Origin of the sequence: Paenibacillus oryzisoli (genome assembly GCF_001653565.1) — a bacterium.
Classification (GTDB): Bacteria; Bacillota; Bacilli; order Paenibacillales; family NBRC-103111; genus Paenibacillus_E; species Paenibacillus_E oryzisoli.
Genome location: NZ_LYPB01000083.1, coordinates 69,822 through 86,397, shown reverse-complemented (window position 1 = coordinate 86,397; position 16,576 = coordinate 69,822). Strand labels below are relative to the sequence as shown.

At 42.7% G+C, this 16,576-nt stretch carries 15 protein-coding genes and 1 riboswitch; of the genes, 14 read left to right on the top strand and 1 reads right to left on the bottom strand.

The genetic code is table 11. From position 1 onward, the window contains the following. Positions 1-140: 140 nt before the first annotated feature. On the bottom strand, positions 141-620 hold the full coding sequence (locus tag A8708_RS25550; RefSeq protein ID WP_068668263.1) for a carboxymuconolactone decarboxylase family protein: 480 nt from the start codon (positions 618-620) through the stop codon (positions 141-143). Positions 621-735: 115 nt separating this feature from the next. Here A8708_RS25550 and A8708_RS25545 point away from each other — a divergent pair, with 115 nt between their 5' ends. The 14 genes from A8708_RS25545 to A8708_RS25480 all read left to right on the top strand — a co-directional run bounded on the left by A8708_RS25545 (position 736) and on the right by A8708_RS25480 (position 16,536). Further along, positions 736-1,614 carry an ATP-dependent DNA ligase gene (locus tag A8708_RS25545; RefSeq protein ID WP_239696843.1) on the top strand — a complete coding sequence of 293 codons (879 nt, stop codon included), beginning with the start codon at positions 736-738 and terminating at the stop codon, positions 1,612-1,614. A 245-nt stretch (positions 1,615-1,859) separates the two neighbouring features. Further along, entirely contained in the window at positions 1,860-3,602 is a 1,743-nt protein-coding gene (locus tag A8708_RS25540) for a sensor histidine kinase (RefSeq protein ID WP_068668262.1), read from the top strand. After that, the gene (locus A8708_RS25535) at positions 3,595-4,683 is read left to right on the top strand and encodes a response regulator (protein ID WP_068668260.1); all 1,089 of its coding nucleotides are present in this window, start codon (positions 3,595-3,597) and stop codon (positions 4,681-4,683) included. Before A8708_RS25540 ends, A8708_RS25535 begins: the two co-directional genes overlap by 8 nt. Positions 4,684-4,805: 122 nt before the next feature. Beyond that, positions 4,806-6,116: an ABC transporter substrate-binding protein gene (locus A8708_RS25530; protein ID WP_068668258.1), complete on the top strand. Its 1,311-nt coding sequence runs from the start codon at positions 4,806-4,808 to the stop codon at positions 6,114-6,116. Positions 6,117-6,150: 34 nt separating this feature from the next. Beyond that, positions 6,151-7,038, top strand: a complete 888-nt coding sequence (locus A8708_RS25525; protein WP_068668256.1) for a carbohydrate ABC transporter permease — start codon at positions 6,151-6,153, stop codon at positions 7,036-7,038. Next, entirely contained in the window at positions 7,035-7,895 is an 861-nt protein-coding gene (locus tag A8708_RS25520) for a carbohydrate ABC transporter permease (protein ID WP_068668254.1), read from the top strand. Before A8708_RS25525 ends, A8708_RS25520 begins: the two co-directional genes overlap by 4 nt. Positions 7,896-7,930: 35 nt before the next feature. Continuing rightward, positions 7,931-9,571 carry a cellulase family glycosylhydrolase gene (locus tag A8708_RS25515; RefSeq protein WP_068668252.1) on the top strand — a complete coding sequence of 547 codons (1,641 nt, stop codon included), beginning with the start codon at positions 7,931-7,933 and terminating at the stop codon, positions 9,569-9,571. Between the two features lie 199 nt (positions 9,572-9,770). Next, positions 9,771-10,529 (top strand): sugar phosphate isomerase/epimerase family protein, encoded by a 759-nt coding sequence (locus A8708_RS25510; RefSeq protein WP_068668250.1) that lies wholly within the window; start codon positions 9,771-9,773, stop codon positions 10,527-10,529. Between the two features lie 51 nt (positions 10,530-10,580). After that, positions 10,581-10,726: riboswitch (FMN riboswitch) on the top strand. Positions 10,727-10,924: 198 nt separating this feature from the next. Further along, the gene (locus tag A8708_RS25505) at positions 10,925-11,833 is read left to right on the top strand and encodes a DMT family transporter (RefSeq protein ID WP_157265037.1); all 909 of its coding nucleotides are present in this window, start codon (positions 10,925-10,927) and stop codon (positions 11,831-11,833) included. A gap of 88 nt (positions 11,834-11,921) precedes the next feature. Continuing rightward, on the top strand, positions 11,922-12,722 hold the full coding sequence (locus tag A8708_RS25500) for a sugar phosphate isomerase/epimerase family protein (RefSeq protein WP_068668246.1): 801 nt from the start codon (positions 11,922-11,924) through the stop codon (positions 12,720-12,722). Between the two features lie 29 nt (positions 12,723-12,751). Continuing rightward, positions 12,752-14,107, top strand: coding sequence for a TrkH family potassium uptake protein (locus A8708_RS25495; RefSeq protein WP_068668244.1), 1,356 nt, complete (start codon positions 12,752-12,754; stop codon positions 14,105-14,107). Positions 14,108-14,340: 233 nt separating this feature from the next. Beyond that, positions 14,341-14,940 (top strand): TerD family protein, encoded by a 600-nt coding sequence (locus tag A8708_RS25490; RefSeq protein ID WP_068668242.1) that lies wholly within the window; start codon positions 14,341-14,343, stop codon positions 14,938-14,940. Between the two features lie 39 nt (positions 14,941-14,979). Continuing rightward, positions 14,980-15,561, top strand: coding sequence for a TerD family protein (locus A8708_RS25485; protein ID WP_068668240.1), 582 nt, complete (start codon positions 14,980-14,982; stop codon positions 15,559-15,561). Positions 15,562-15,792: 231 nt separating this feature from the next. Then, positions 15,793-16,536: a TerC family protein gene (locus tag A8708_RS25480; RefSeq protein ID WP_068668238.1), complete on the top strand. Its 744-nt coding sequence runs from the start codon at positions 15,793-15,795 to the stop codon at positions 16,534-16,536. Positions 16,537-16,576: the final 40 nt, after the last annotated feature.

Below are 16,576 nucleotides of genomic sequence, written 5' to 3'. Positions count from 1 at the left end.
TCCCCTCCCGTGTTTACGATCTCAGAGATAGTATGAACAGAGCCGAAAGCGCTTATGCAGAATTTGGCATGAATGCGGATGGTGACTTCGGGAAATAGAAAAAGAACCCTTCACAGGGTTCTTCATGGCTGTGTATGAGATTAGCTCAAACCAGCTTTCGTTAGTCCAAATGCCACATCTGCCGATCCTGGTACGTTCTTGAAAGCGACGTTGATGCGATTCCAGGCATTGATAGCCATGACGGAGAAAGTCAGATCTGAGATTTCTTTTTCGGAGAATTGACCACGCACACGATCGTACAATTCGTCAGGCACACCATGTTCAGGAAGTTTAGTAAGAATCTCTGTCCAAGCCAATGCAGCCCGTTCACGTGGCGCAAACAGCGTGGATTCACGCCATATTGCGATGTGGTAGAGGCGAAGCTCGCCTTCCCCATGGATCTTAGCTTGCTTGACGTGCATGTCGAGACAGAATCCGCAGCCATTCATCTGTGAAGCTCGGATGTGAACCAAATCAAGAATCTTCTCTTCAATTGCACTATCCTGCTCGGCGGTACTGAATTCCAGCATTTTTTTGAAAAGCTCAGGTGATTGCTGCATATAATTTAAACGTTGTGTCATAAGTGATTGCCTCCTATTTGTTTTGACACTTATAAGACAACTGAGGGCACGAATGTGTGACATCCAATCGGATGTTTCCCGTGGGAAACAGTTACCAATAGGCAGAAGGTGCTTAGTGAAGTATCATTTAATACAGGGTGATAATCATATGTTCATTTCTCCTATGATGCTGTACAATGCCAAGAATAATCAACCATTCAACAGCAAGAATCATATTTCGGAACTCAAATTAGATGGTTTACGATGTATTCTTTCTAATATGGATAAACTGTATGTATACACGAGACACAATGACTTAATTACACATAAATTTCCCGAGTTATTAAGATGCCCTGTACCAGAAGGCACTATTCTTGATGGTGAATTAGTCGTGCTGGATGATCAAGGGAAACCTGACTTTGAAGCGATGTCCGCGAGGTTTCTATCTAAGAAGAATAAGAAACCTGTGGTTTTTTGCGCATTTGACATTATGCGTTATAAAGGGATTGACGTTACAGGTTTAAGCTTGCTTAAGCGCAAAGAGCTATTGGATCAGGCTTTTAAGGAAACGGAAAATTATACAAAGATAGAGATGAATGAAGGAAACGCAATCGATTACTTTGAAGAAGTTCGCGGCAGAGGGCTTGAGGGTATTATCATCAAATCCAGCAAAGAAAATTCCATATATGAAATAAACAAACGCTCCATTCGTTGGCAAAAGGTCATTAATTGGACGTATGCGGATGTGTACATTTCTGGTTATAGAAAAAATAATTTTGCTTTATTAGCCTCCATTGATGGGGCAGATGGATCCAAGCTGCCAGTAGGCATTATTGAATCAGGCGTCTCTCCTCTTCATATGAAGGCTATAGAAGGTGTGAAGAGGCGTTTGGTCTTCAAGGAAGACAAGAACTTCGCTTATATGGAACCTCGCATTATGGCCAGGATCAAGACCAAGAGCTGGACGCATAGTGGGAGACTGCGCTCACCGGAATTTATTGAATTTGTTATCTAAGTTTCTAAGCTTTAGAGAGGCTGAAATCACCAGGGAGAATGGGTGGTTTCGGTCTTTTTGGCTATTCATCGGAATACTTACACGGGTCCCCCAAGTCTGGAAGCTTTGAAATAGTATTCCGAGAGTGGGCATCTTTTGTTTGTAAGAGGATTCGCTGTATCTTACACGAATAGTTTCTTAGCGATCGTAATATTGAAAAGAGGGAGATACTACTGAAAAGAAAAATAGGAATCCGCTTTAGATTGATGGTCTTGATGATTTGTTTAACGACATTACCTGTTGTGACAGTAACCTGGCTTGCAAGCAACAATACACGGCATTCGGTGGAACAAGAAATGATTAGTGCCAATAACTCACGTATGGAATGGGCTAATCAATATTTGAATGAGCTTATTGAGCAGATGAATATTTTATTTTATACGGTTCAGATTAATTCCGAATTAATGGGAAATCTTCAACAGGTAGCGAATTCAAATTTAAATGTACAATATCTAACGCAAAAATATGTGGGTGATACCCTGACCTCATTATTACATGGCAATTCCCGTAAAATTGATGATTTTACGCTTTATATTCATGAAAACAAACAGGCGCTATCCGTAAGTTATGTCGGCCGATTCTTTTCTTTTATGGATATCCGGACTGGGCCATGGAGCAGGATGCTGGATACACCAACTAATATTTATTTTAAACAGGAACCAAATGGGGTTTATGCGTTTCACAGTATGAATCGGTTTGAGGATCGCAAGCTGATAGGTGGGCTCTCCGTTAAGATCAACCGCAAGGTGTGGGACGAGGTCGGCAGTATCCTGGGGTCTGAACCAGACAGCTCCATTTTATTGAGTAACGACGAAGGGGAGTTATTATCGGGGTCTAAGAATGAACAGGTATTAGGAGATATTCCTATGCTGTTAAAAAGTCTTGATGTACCTGATAGCGGTCTTGGCATTCAGAAAACCAATGAATATTATTTGTTTATGCAAAAAGTTAGCAATGGTAAATTAACGCTGATAAAAGCCATACCGCTCGAAACGATTAATCGCAGCGCTCAAGCTACAATTAATGCCGGTATTGTTACTGGGAGCTTATTTGTCGGGGCCTCGATCATTCTTTCTATCCTTTTTTCGCTTCGTATTAGTAAGCCGATTATAAGTCTAGCAAGGACCATGAGAAGAGCGGAAATTCAAAGCTTTGAATTAAAATCTGTCAAACATAGTGATGAACTTGGTCTGCTAGAGCATGGCTACAACTCTATGATGCAGCGCATTAAAGAGTTAATTGAAGTAGAATACCAAGGAAAAATAGACATTAAGACTGCGCAGCTGAGGACACTGCAAGCTCAAATCAATCCGCATTTTCTCAACAATACCTTACATCTAATCGGAGGGATGGCACTAGAGAAGGATGCGCCTGAGATATATCGAGTCACATGGGTGATCGGAGACCTATTAAGATATTCAATCAGTACGGGCAGCGACTTAGTTACGTTTAGAGATGAGCTCAAGCATATGCAGAACTATATTTTTATTCAGGAGCAGCGGTTTACTGGGCGATGTCAAGTGTTGGTAGAGAAAGATGATTTGCCTTCGGCATGCCAGCTTCCCAAATTTACACTTCAGCCTATCGTAGAAAATGCATTCGAACATGGACTGCATAAAAAAGAAGGCAGCTGGCTCGTTGAGGTAAGGGTCAAACGAATCCGTAATCAAATTCTAGTTGCTGTTCAAGATGATGGCGTAGGTTTGGACGAAGAGAACCTTGGACATATACGAATAGGGTTGCGCTCTGGTCATGAGAGTATACCTAAAATCTCTGAGGATGAGCAAAGCGGGAAAAGAAGAGGCATTGGTTTGAAAAATGTCGATGCTCGATTGAAGCTGCATTTTGGCGAAAGATACGGTATACGTATTTTCAGCAAGCCAGGAAAGGGAACGATCGTTTTATTCGTATTGCCGGTACTGGAAAAGGAGGAGCTTGAAAATGTATAAAGTGATGATTGTGGACGATGAACCTTGGTCTAGAAAAGTCATCAAGCAGCTTGGAGAATGGGATAAGCTCCAATTAACGATAATAGGCGAGGCAGAGGACGGAACACAAGGATTGCGAATGGTCGCAGAACTAGCACCTGATATCGTAGTAACAGATATGAGAATGCCGGGTATTGATGGTGTCGAGCTCTTAAAGGCGCTGAATGATAAACATCCTTTGCTTAAGATCATTGTGATGAGTGGTTATGATGATTTTGTTTATTTAAAGCAAGCTATTCGATCTCAAGCGAAGGAATACTTATTAAAACCAGTGAACCCAGAAGAGCTCAATGCTGCCCTAGCGCAATGCGTTCGTGAGCTGCAGCAAGCCAAGCAAATTTCAGAAGTATCCTGGAAAACACCGCTTGTATTTGGTGATGCGGCTTCACTCGACAAGTATTTGGAATATCGTCAGTTGATCTACGGTTATTTGTTGGATTTAAATGCATCAGGGGTCATCCAAACGTTGAGGTCATTAGGGGCTTTTATGGAGCCGTTCCAGGCTGAACAATTCGATGGTAGTATGCTGAATAAAATCGGTCACGACTTTACTTTCATGCTTGAAGAGTTTGTTTCGACAAGTGAGCTGGCATGGAACCATATTATAGCCCAATTGGAACAACTGCCATCCGATCAAATGGGGTGGAATTCTGTGACAGAGATCATTGGACAGATTGAGCGCATGTATATCCAAGCTATTACTTTACTCCTGGAGGCACGGAAAAATAGAAACAAGCTGGATTTGCGAGAAGTGGCTGCTTACATTAACAGACATTATAACGAATCGATTACATTGGAGTCACTCGCCGCTTATTTCTATATCAGTAAAGAGCACTTAAGTCGGGCATTCAAAACATTCACTGGTGAAACGATTACCGATTATATTCATCTCAAACGCATGGAAAAGGCCAAAGAACTCATTGTGGATCATAAGTTATCTATTAAGCACGTTGCTGAAATGACAGGGTACCCAGACCTTGCCTATTTCTATAGGGTGTTCAAAAAACATTATGGATTTGCCCCAGGAGAGTTGCGGAAATAAGTGGATTGTTATTCGGAGTCACATCAATATTGTGCAATAGAAGATGTTAATATTCTGAAATGAATACGGAAAGCGCTTCCACTATACTGAAGGAGCAGTTAAATCAGAGGGGGGAACGATCCATGAAGAAAACGCTTAATCTAAGTATTATCCTAGGCTTAATATTAGCTGCAGGATGCGGCACTAGTACAAGTAAGACGAATACAGACACTAGTAGTTCAGCACCTGCAAGCGCAGCAGTCAGTACAAAGGCTCCTGCAACTCCGAAAAAAGTAGAACTCAATGTATTTATGAGCTATCCCCAGTATAAAGAACAATTTGAAAAATACTTCGAGCAATTTAAAGCAAAAGAATTAGCCGAGAAAAATGTAGATGTCACGATTAAAACGGAAATGCCTAATTCGGATCAATCCAAGCAGATCCTACAAACGCGTCTTGCATCGAATGACGCACCGGATTTGTTTACTATTCATGCTAATGATATTCCGGCTTATTACAAAGCAGGTTATCTAAGTGATCTATCTAGTCAAGCAGCCATTAAAAGCTTGTATGAACCCGTGAAGAAAACCGTTACGATCGACGGTAAAATCGTCGTGCTGCCTTTTGAAAGCACAACATGGGGTTACTTGTACAATAAAAAAATATTCAAGGATTTGGGCCTTACACCTCCAAACACATTGGATGAAATGAAAGCTGTTATCGCAAAAATAACGGCAGCGAATATTGCACCATTTGAACTGGCTTTTCAAGAATCATGGGTTCCACAACTTATGACTGCACAATCGCTTGGTGGTATTGTTTCCTCCAAGCATCCAGATTGGATCGAAAAGATGAGCGCGGGTCAAGCTTCCTATAATGATGTAGCAGCTATTTTTGACATTATCGATCTCATCAACGCAAACGGTACAAAGAAACCTTTCGAAGTTGGTAATGAAGCTGGTGCCGCTGAATTTGCCAATGGAAAATCCGCTATGTGGGTGCAAGGCCCTTGGAACGCGGATGCCATTCTGAAAGTAAATCCAAGCTTTGAAATGGGCGTTGCAGCACTGCCTGTAAGCAATGATCCCAAAGATACCATGATTAATCTTTCAACCTCTACTTCTTTAGCGGTATCGCCAACAACCAAAAACAAAGAAGTGGCACTTGATTTGCTGAACTATATCCTGGATGAGAAGGATTCTTCCGCGCTATTTAAACAGTTGAAATTCAATCCTATCTCTACTGTTCATAAATTTGAAGTAAATCCGTGGGTAAAGGAATCCTCCGCCTATGTAGAAAGTGGGAAAGCGTATCAGGATTTGAAGCTGCCAAACGGTGTTACAGACGAGCAAGCTAAATTGTTGCAAAGCTATTATGCTAAAACCGTTACCAAAGAGCAGTTTATTAAAACAATGGATAAAACATGGGCAGCAGCAGTTAAAGCTACTAAATAAAGGCTGAGCAATGGTTAACTAGGAGTGATAGGAAATGATTTTTACTAGGAATAGGAAGCAAAACATCATCCTGTTAGCCTTCGTTTTTCCCGCACTATTATTCTATTCCGTTTTTGTACTCGCTCCCTCTTTAGGGGGGATCTGGTACAGCTTAACGGATTGGAATGGGCTCAATCCCACCTATAATAGGGTGGGATTGAGCAATTATATCGAAGCGCTCACAGATGATCCATACTTTCTGGATGCCATTTGGTTTACACTCAAATACGTTATATGCATGGTCGTATTCTCCAATTTTTTGGCTATTCTTTTGGCAGTCTTCATCGAATCACAACAACGAAGTAAGGTTTGGTTTCGGACGATCTTCTTTATGCCAAATATGATTAGCTTAATAATCGGCGGGTTTATGTGGATGTTTATTTTCACGAAAGTTTTACCTTATATAGCTGAACATACGATCTTTCACTTTTTAGACCAATCGTGGATTGGGGATCCAAGATTCTCCTTTTATACACTCTTGATTCTCTCTCTCTGGAGTGGGGTAGGATACTTGATGGTTATTTATATTGCAGCACTTCAAGGCGTGCCGCAACAGATGAAAGAAGCTGCTGCTATAGATGGGGCGAATGCGATGCAAACGTTTCGCAATGTTACGCTTCCTATGATATATCCGGCTTTGACCATTGGCCTATTCGTTACGTTAAACGGTTCCTTTAAAGTGTTTGATGCAGTATTTGCTTTGACTGGCGGTGGACCAGGCCGAGCTACTCAGGTTATTGCACTTAATATTTATGAAGAAGCATTTAGTCTGAGTAGTCGTTATGGTTATGCTAGCGCTAAGGCCATGATTCTGTTCTTGATTGTTTTGATCATCACGCTCGTTCAACTGTGGGTCATGAAAAGAAGAGAGGTGGAAGCATGAGTAGTCAAGATGCACGCGTTGGTCTTAGCCTGATAGGTCGTCGTGCTGGCTCATCTCTTATTTTTCTCTTCTTGCTCGTCGGAACGGTTGTGATGTTATTTCCAATCTATATGGGGTTATTGAATTCCGTGAAAACGCAAAGCGAGATGCTGACGAATATTCTATCCTTTCCTGCTGATATTCAATTCTCCAATTATGCGAGCGCCTTTGAAAAAATACATTTCTTAAGAAGCTTATCGAATACGATTCAGATTGCTGTTGTTGGTTTATTAGGGATCATTGTTTGTGCTTCCTTGGCTGGATACAAGCTGTCCAGAACGAAAGGGAAATTGAGTGCTTGTTTGTTTGGACTTTTCATTCTTTCCATGTTAATCCCTTTTCATTCGGTCATGATAACGCTTGTGAAAATATCTAGAGAACTACACATCCAAGGTTCAATTTATGGACTTGGCGTCATCTATATCGGGTTAGGTGTGTCCATGGCTATTTTTCTATATCATGGTTTTGTAAAATCAATACCTCGAGATCTGGATGAGGCTGCCGTTATCGACGGCTGTGGAGAGTTTAAATTGTTTTTTACTGTGATTTTCCCACTGCTTCTACCCGTCACAGCTACCATTGCGATCTTGAATTTACTGTGGATTTGGAATGATTTTCTGTTGCCGCTGTTAATATTGACCGATTCAGAACGATATACGCTGCTACTATCAACGAATATGTTATTTGGTGAATACAGCAATGACTGGTCCAATATTTTAGCTGCACTATTGCTGGCTATGCTGCCTGTCATTATCTTTTATCTATTTCTACAGAAATATATTCTTAATGGGATTGCCGAAGGTGCGATCAAAGGATAAGGCCATTACTTGGATTAGAGAGGGGGAACCGTATTGTGACAACAAGCGTGCATGAAGTAACTGGTTTTTTAAAGGCCAAAGGCAAAAAGCTAATAAATGGTGAAGGACAGGAGATTTTGCTTCGCGGCGTTGGATTTGGAAGTTGGATGCTCCCAGAAGGGTACATGTGGCTTTTTCCTGATCAAGGCGATCGACCTAGACGAATCGAACAGATGGTTAGGGATTTGATTGGCGAAGAGAAGGCTGAGCAATTCTGGGAGATGTATTATAATAGATATACGTCTGAGTCGGATATTCGGCAAATCTCTGCGGATGGTTACAATTCTGTTCGTGTACCGATTCTTGCCAGGTTTTTGATAGAGGATAGTGAGGGTGAGGGTGTTCGATATAATCAAGCCCATTTAAAAATCATGGACAACGTCATTGATTGGTGTCGTGAGCATCGACTTTATGTGATTCTTGATCTGCACGGTGCTACAGGAGGACAGACAGGAACGAATATCGATGATTCGGAATTCGATCAACCTGAGCTGTTTATGAACGAACGGAATCAAGAAATCACAGTCGCTTTATGGCGAATGCTGGCTGAACGGTATAAAGATGAGTGGATTGTAGCGGGTTATGATCTTTTGAACGAGCCGTTGCCAGAATGGTTTTCAGCCTATCATGATGAAGTCATGCCGCTTTATAAGAAAATTACGAAAGCTATTCGCGAAGTCGATAATCGTCATATGATCATTCTGGAAGGTGTGCATTGGGCCACAGATTGGTCTATTTTTGATGAAAAGTTCGATGATAATCTTATGCTTCAATTTCATAAATACTGGAACAACCCGGATACAGAGAGTATTCAGATATTTCTGGATAAGCGTGAAGAATGGAATGTACCGATCTTTATGGGCGAAGGCGGTGAGAACAATAAGGAATGGTATGCGGGTGCATTTCGATTATTCGAGGACCATGACATATCGTGGAACTTTTGGACTTGGAAAAAAATGAGTAAAAATAATTCACCATGCTCTGTGATCCAGCCAGCGGGCTGGCAGCAGTTGATTGACTACTTAGAAGGCGGAATTAAGCCAGATAAGGCATCGGCCGAGCACATTTTATGGGAATACCTGCACAACATTTCTTTTGAGCATTGTTTGTATCAAAAAGAAGTAACGGATTCCCTTTTCCGCAGACCTTCGACTCGTATACCCGCGATTTTCTATGGTTACAAGGGAGAAGGGGTTAGTTACGGGACCAAGCATCATAGGGTTGAAAACATTGGATTTCGAATAAATGACAGAACAGATATCCGCTTTATAGAATCAACCAGAACGATACCTAACTTTCAACATGGCAAAGGGGAGCTTTGGCAGGCGGATGAACGATTATGTGTTCAACTAGCAGCTGAAGACTGGCTAGCTTATGAATTCACAGTGGGTCATGATACCAAAACCTCGCTTTATACGGTTGATTTGCGTGCTTTTGCACCCAATGAAAGAGCACAGATGGCTGTTTCAGTCGATGATAAATTAATTGAGACGGTAGAGATTGTTGGGAAATCTTGGCGTACACTACGTTTGAATGAAGAATTTAAGCTTAGTCCTGGATTACATCGCATTGTACTTAAATCCACGGAAAACATTGTGCACATGGATTGGCTCCAAGTTATTCCAATGAATGAGTAGAGTACTACCGTATTTGTAGTAAACGACTTATATTAAAGTGTACATGAGATTAAAGAACAATTACATTTAGATGGCAGAAGTGGTCTGCCTCCACGGCTTCGCGGAGCACGGTTGGTACAAGGTGGGGCACTTGCCCACCCATTAGAACGAATCGTACCTCGATTGATCACACTAAATAATAGCGAAGGCGGCATATAAAATGAAACAGAAGTTTGCAGTACAACTGTATACCTTGCGAAACGAATGCGAACAAGATTTCCCAAACGTGCTAAGAGAACTGAAGCAGATGGGCTGGGCAGGGGTTGAACTGGCGGGTCTGCACAGTTACTCGGCAGAAGAAATTTCCGACGTGCTGCAGGAAACAGGCTTACAAACGGCAGGTATGCATGTTTCTTTTCAGCGTTTAATCAGTGAGCTGGAGATTGTCCTTAAGGAAGCACGACTTCTCAAGACGACAGTATTAATCTGTCCGTCCGTCCCCCATGAGCTTCGAAATGAGGAAGGCTACCGTCAATTTAAGAACCAATTAAATGACATTGCGAGGGAAATAAATCAGGACGGCTTTACACTCAGCTTTCACAATCATGCTTTTGAGTTTGAAACAAGTGTTAACGGAACAAATGCTCTGGAATATTTGATGGAGCCTTCTGCGGATAATGCCATATTGGCGGAAATTGACGTCTATTGGGTGAAGAAAGCAGGGAAAGATCCAGCTGCTTTCATTCGTCCATATAGCCATCGGATGCCAACGATGCATGTTAAGGATATGACTGACGATGAGCAGCGGGCGTATGCTGAAATTGGCACAGGTGTGATTGATTTCGATCCTATTCTGCTATGGGGAGAGCAGAATGGCGTGGAGTGGTATGTTGTAGAGCAGGATGTGTGTCAAGGTAATCCCATGGATTGCGTCAAGCTGAGCTTAACCAATTTACACCGAATAGCGGATCGACTTTAAATCAAGGGTTGCCAATTGAACTGTAACCTGTTAGTATACACTTAATCGAATATGAACCTTCGGGGCAGGGTGCAATTCCCTACCGGCGGTGAGGATACCCGGTGTATCTAAGCCCGCGACTCCCAGCCAGCAATGGTTGGGACTGACTTGGTGTGATTCCAAGGCCGACGGTATAGTCCGGATGAGAGAAGGTGAAGAACAGCCTGTTGAATTGCGCTTGCGACAATTCATTAGGTTTGTTTGTCAATGCCCCCGTCATTCATTTGAGCGGGGGCATTGTTCTTCGAGAAGGTTCAATTCAGAACGTTCTCTAGGAGGTTTTTGAATTGGAAAATGCAGTGAAGTTTAATAGTAAGGGAGCGGCCTCTCAAGGCTTAGGCTCTCGTACGAATGGGATGAGTGGGATCTGGTATGTCGCACTTGGCGCAACCCTGTGGGGACTGGATCCGCTATTTCGAATCTTGTTATTGAAAAGTTTTACCTCAGCGCAAATCGTATTTATTGAACATGTGCTCCTGGCTATTTATGCTGTGCCTGTGTTGTTGAAGTATCGCCGAACGCTATTAGGTAAGCTTACCCTTGGCGTCATTGGTGCGCTGCTCTTCATATCCTGGGGAGGATCGGCAGTTGCAACTATTTTATTCACCGCGGCCTTCTCTCATGGTAATGCTAATGCGATCTTGCTTCTACAGAAATTACAGCCATTATTCGCTATCATTCTAGCTCGTGTGTTGCTTAAAGAAACATTGCCGTCGAAGTTTTTCAACTATATCGGGGTGGCGCTGTTAGGCACGTATCTATTGACCTTTGGTTTTGGTTTGCCAGGCATGGGTATGAAGGATTTAGGCACAATTAGCTGTTTATTTTCAATATTAGCAGCTGTGCTATGGGGCGGTTCCACCGTGATGGGGAAATACTTGCTTCAGAAAAAGTTGGAATTCCCTGTCGTGACTTCACTTCGGTTCTTGCTTGCACTTCCACTATTAACGATCGTGCTATTGGCAAGTGGTGACCATTGGCGATTGAACGGTTCGAGCAGTGAACTGGCAATTATCGCGGTAAATTTGCTATTCCAAGCCTTTTTCCCTGGCCTAATTAGCATGCTGCTATATTATAAAGGTTTGTCCTCCACCAAGGCGTTCTTTGCCACGCTAGCAGAACTTGCCTTCCCTGCGGTGGGTGTCTGTGTGAATTGGCTTGTATTTGGTCAAACATTAACGCTAGGCCAGTTGCTCGGGTTTATTCTCATCTGGTTGACGCTATGGTTTATGAGTCGGCAGAGCCAGTCGAATCAGCTGAAGTAAATGTAGATTAGGTTCAATATTTGCACTGGTCAAATAATGGCTGATGATTTAAGCTTGACTCATTGATGTGATGAGGAGGGCTTTTGCATTGGAAATCAAATTATTTAAAGCATTGTGGGGCATGGAAGGATCGCTTGAGTCTCAGTTTGAACGTATTGCTGGAGCGGGTTATGTCGGAGTTGAAGCACCGATGCCGGCACTAGCGGAAGAAGATCAGTTCCGCAAGTTACTGGAAACGCACCAACTGGACTATATCCCGATGGTATTTACACAGGGGCCGGATCATGTAGCTTCTTTTGCTGAGCAAGTGGCACGCGCGGTTTCATTTCGACCAGTAAGCATTACGTCACATAGTGCGAAGGATTCGATGCCCTTTGAAGAGCAAATCGATTACTTCCGTGAAACGGTTAAAATTGAAGGCGAATACGGGGTTGCCATCGGCCATGAGACGCACCGCGGTAGAGCCTTGTATAATCCATGGGAAACGGCAAAACTGTTAGATGCCGTTCCTGGCATCAAACTAACAGCCGATTACAGCCATTGGTGTTGTGTAACGGAAACGACTTTAGAGAGCCAAGAGGACAATCTGCGCAAATCTTTCTCCCATGTCCAGCATATTCACGGCCGAGTAGGCTATGCCCAAGGACCACAAGTGCCAGATCCAAGAGCCCCAGAGTATGCAAATGAATTGCAAAGGCATATGAGCTGGTGGGACAGTATCGTCCAAGCGAAGCAGGAGGCAGGCGTAACGACAATCACCTATACACCAGAATTCGGACCTCCAGGGTATTTGCACACGTTGCCGTTCACGAACCAGCCTGTTGCCGATTTATGGGATGTATGCCTCTGGATGGGAAAACATTTCAAAGGACACTATAAGAGTATCTAATCTTATACTCTCAGTTGAAGGTATATTTCATGCTCATTAAACTTCAGAAAATGCCAGCATCTAGACTTATTGTTATCGCTTATTTCATTGGCATCTTTCTTATCGCCATCCTTCTTAAATTACCTATCAGTTTAAAAGCGGGCGCCACAATATCCTTTGTGGACGCCCTCTTTACATCAGCCAGTGCTGTCAGTGTAACAGGGCTGACAACGGTTAGTATCACAGATACGCTTAGCAGTTTCGGCATTGGCGTGCTCATCGTTGCTTTTCAATTCGGTGGGATCGGCGTCATGACCTTGGGAAGCTTCTACTGGCTATTGTTCGGTCAGGAAATCGGATTGCTACAGCGTAAAATGATTATGATTGACCAGAATCGCAACAATTTATCTGGATTGGTTCAGCTAATGCAGCTCGTATTGGCCTTTACACTGATATTAGAGGCAATCAGCACATTGGCATTTGGGTTGTATTTCTACTTGACTGGAGAATATGGGTCAATTTGGAGTGCTCTATACCACGGGATGTTTCACACGATCTCGGCGTTCACGAACGCTGGTTTTGATCTATTCGGTAACTCTTTGCTTAACTATTCAAATGACTACTTCGTGCAGGCACTTACTATGTTTCTAATTGTATTAGGTGGGATTGGCTTCCCCGTTCTAGCGGAGTTGCGAGAGTATTGGTGGGGCGGACATAAGAATTTCCGTTTCTCCCTTTATACCAAGCTGACACTCGTTACGACATCTGTATTGTTACTGTTCGGGGCAATCGGCTTCTGGTTGACGGAGCGAACGCATGCTTTGGCAGGAATGAGCTGGCATGGGAAAATACTTACTGCACTCTTCACATCCGTCACATCGCGCAGCGCTGGACTTACAACCATCGATATATCTACCCTTACAGAGGCAAGTTTGCTGCTTGTTTCTATTCTAATGTTTATTGGGGCAAGCCCATCCAGCATGGGGGGCGGTGTTCGAACAACGACCGTAGCCGTAGTTGTACTAGCTCTTATTGCTTTTTCGCGTGGGGAAAAAGAACCGAAAGTTTTCGGCCGGACGATCAGTCAAGAGGATTCGCTCAAGAGCTTTGTGTTTTTCTTGACGGGTATTGCCCTGCTACTGGGAGGAATCTTCATTCTATTACTAGCAGAACCCGACCGTTGGGGAGTGTCCGCTATCCTATTCGAGGTGGCGTCAGCCTTCGGAACTTGCGGTTTATCCACGGGAATCACCCCAGACTTGGGCACAGTTAGCAAAATCTCGCTTATCTTACTCATGTTTATCGGAAGGATCGGCTTATTTCTGTTCTATTCCTTATTTACGAACGGAAACGGAAAGAAGAAGCCTCTAATCCGATATCCAGAGGAAAAGTTAATCATTGGATGAGAAAAAGGCTCCATTGGAAATTTTTTGAATACGACAAGTTATAAGATGTTATAATAAGATGAAACGCAGCCTAGGACTGTCCTGTGGCTGTTTTTCTTTTGAATTCTGGGGGATTTTGACTACTGGAGTCGAATTCACAAATAATTTACCCAGGAAAGTGAAACGTGTTTGAATTTTATGCGTATCAGATAAGGGAGTTCACTAAAACAGGTAAGCGAAGGGAGGTGGCCTCGTTGACAATCAATTTAGTCAAAGGTCAGAAGATTGATTTAACAAAAGGTAACGCAGGTCTATCTAAAGTTGTGGTTGGATTGGGTTGGGATCCTGCTGTTGTTGAGAAGAAGGGGTTCTTCGGCTCCAAGAAATCAGCAGTTGAGATCGATTGTGACGCTTCCGTCATTCTTTTGGATGAAAAAGGAAAAATTACGAATCAGAAACATGTGATCTACTTTGCTAATCTACAAAGCCCTGATGGTTCAGTCGTCCACTCTGGTGACAACCGTACCGGAGATGGCGATGGTGACGATGAGACGATTTCTATTAATTTAGGACAAGTTCCCGCTGATGTGAGTAAAATTGCATTCGTCGTGAACATTTATGACTGTGTGAATAGAAAACAGGATTTCGGTCTCATCCAATCCGCATATATCCGTGTATTGAATGGTTCTAATCAACAAGAGTTGGTTAAGTTTAACTTATCGGATGACTACTCAGGCAAATCGTCTCTTATTGTTGGTGAAATTTACCGACACGGCAGCGAATGGAAATTCAGTGCAATTGGTGAAGGCAGTACAGATACAACGATTGGACAATTGGTCAAAAGATATCAATAATGGCACAGCCAAATCCTATATAAGAGAGAGGTATTTACCATGTCTATTTCATTATCTAAAGGTCAGAAAGTCGATTTAACGAAAACAAACCCAGGTTTGACGAAAGTTCTTGTTGGCCTAGGATGGGACACGAACAAGTATGATGGCGGTAAGGATTTCGATTTGGATGCTTCCATTTTTGCAGCGAATGCGGCTGGTAAAGTTGGCAACGAATCCGATTTTATTTTCTACAACAACACCAAAAATGCAAATGGTTCTATCGAGCACAAAGGTGACAACCGTACTGGCGCAGGCGATGGCGATGACGAAGTTATCTCCATTGATTTAAGTGCAGTTCCAGCAGAAACAGAGAAAATCGCATTCTGCATTACCATTCATGATGCGGAAGCAAGAGCGCAAAACTTTGGACAAGTTTCCAATGCTTATGTACGTGTGATAAATGAAGGATCTGGCGCGGAATTAATTCGTTTCGATCTTGGCGAGGATTTCTCCATTGAAACAGGCGTTGTTATCGGTGAACTTTACCGTAATAATGGCGAGTGGAAATTTAGTGCAATCGGTAGTGGTTATAGAGACGGACTAGCAGGCTTGGCACGTGATTATGGTTTACAAACTTCCTAAGATGGAAGTCTAACATAGTAGGGTGATGCCACCGGGATGCTTTCAGGGTGCATCACCTTCCCTACTCTTCTTAATCAATTCAACTCATGAAATGGTGTTCACTTGACCAGCTTGTTGCGTTATGGATTGGAATTCAATGATCCGAGTAGACGATTCGTGTAATCGGTGATTGAGATAGATGAGGATAGATCGCACAAAGACGAATAGCAATTAAACAGGGGGTCCATCTAAATGTCAGACTTTTTCAGTAGTTTTGTAGACAATTTTATGAATTTCTTTAGTTGGGACGTGCTCTCAGCAACACTAACGGATCCCGTAAACTGGGGGATTATCGGTACACTTGTTCTTCTCGAAGGATTACTTTCTGCAGACAACGCGCTCGTGCTTGCTGTTATGGTTAAGCATTTACCGAAGGAACAGCAGAAGAGAGCATTATTTTATGGTCTACTAGGAGCTTACATATTTAGATTTATCGCCATTGGTGTGGGTACGTTCTTAGTACAGATTACCTGGATTAAGGTAGCCGGTGGGTTGTACCTCCTGTGGATTGCTTATAGTAACCTCTTCATGAAGAAGCATGGCGATGATGGAGGGGAAGTTAAGAATAAAGGTCTTTCCTTCTGGCGTACTGTTCTTGCCGTAGAAATCATGGACATTGCATTCAGTGTCGATAGTGTTCTTGCCGCATTTGGTGTGAGTGACAAGGTGTGGGTATTGTTCTTAGGCGGAATCTTAGGCGTCCTTATGATGAGAGGCGTGGCGCAAGTGTTCTTGAAGCTTATTGACAAGATCCCAGAACTTGAGAAAACAGCGTTTATTTTAATTATCGTCATCGGTCTTAAAATGATTGCTGGAGCATTCGGTTTCCACATTTCACATGTTATCTTCTTCTCTGTCATTATTGCTTTGTTCGGAGGAACTATTATTTTGAGCTCACTTCGTAAGAGGAAATCTGGATCTGTCAAAGGATCTTAAATCACATCATACGTGTAATCATGGGCAATCCCTCCGTTAA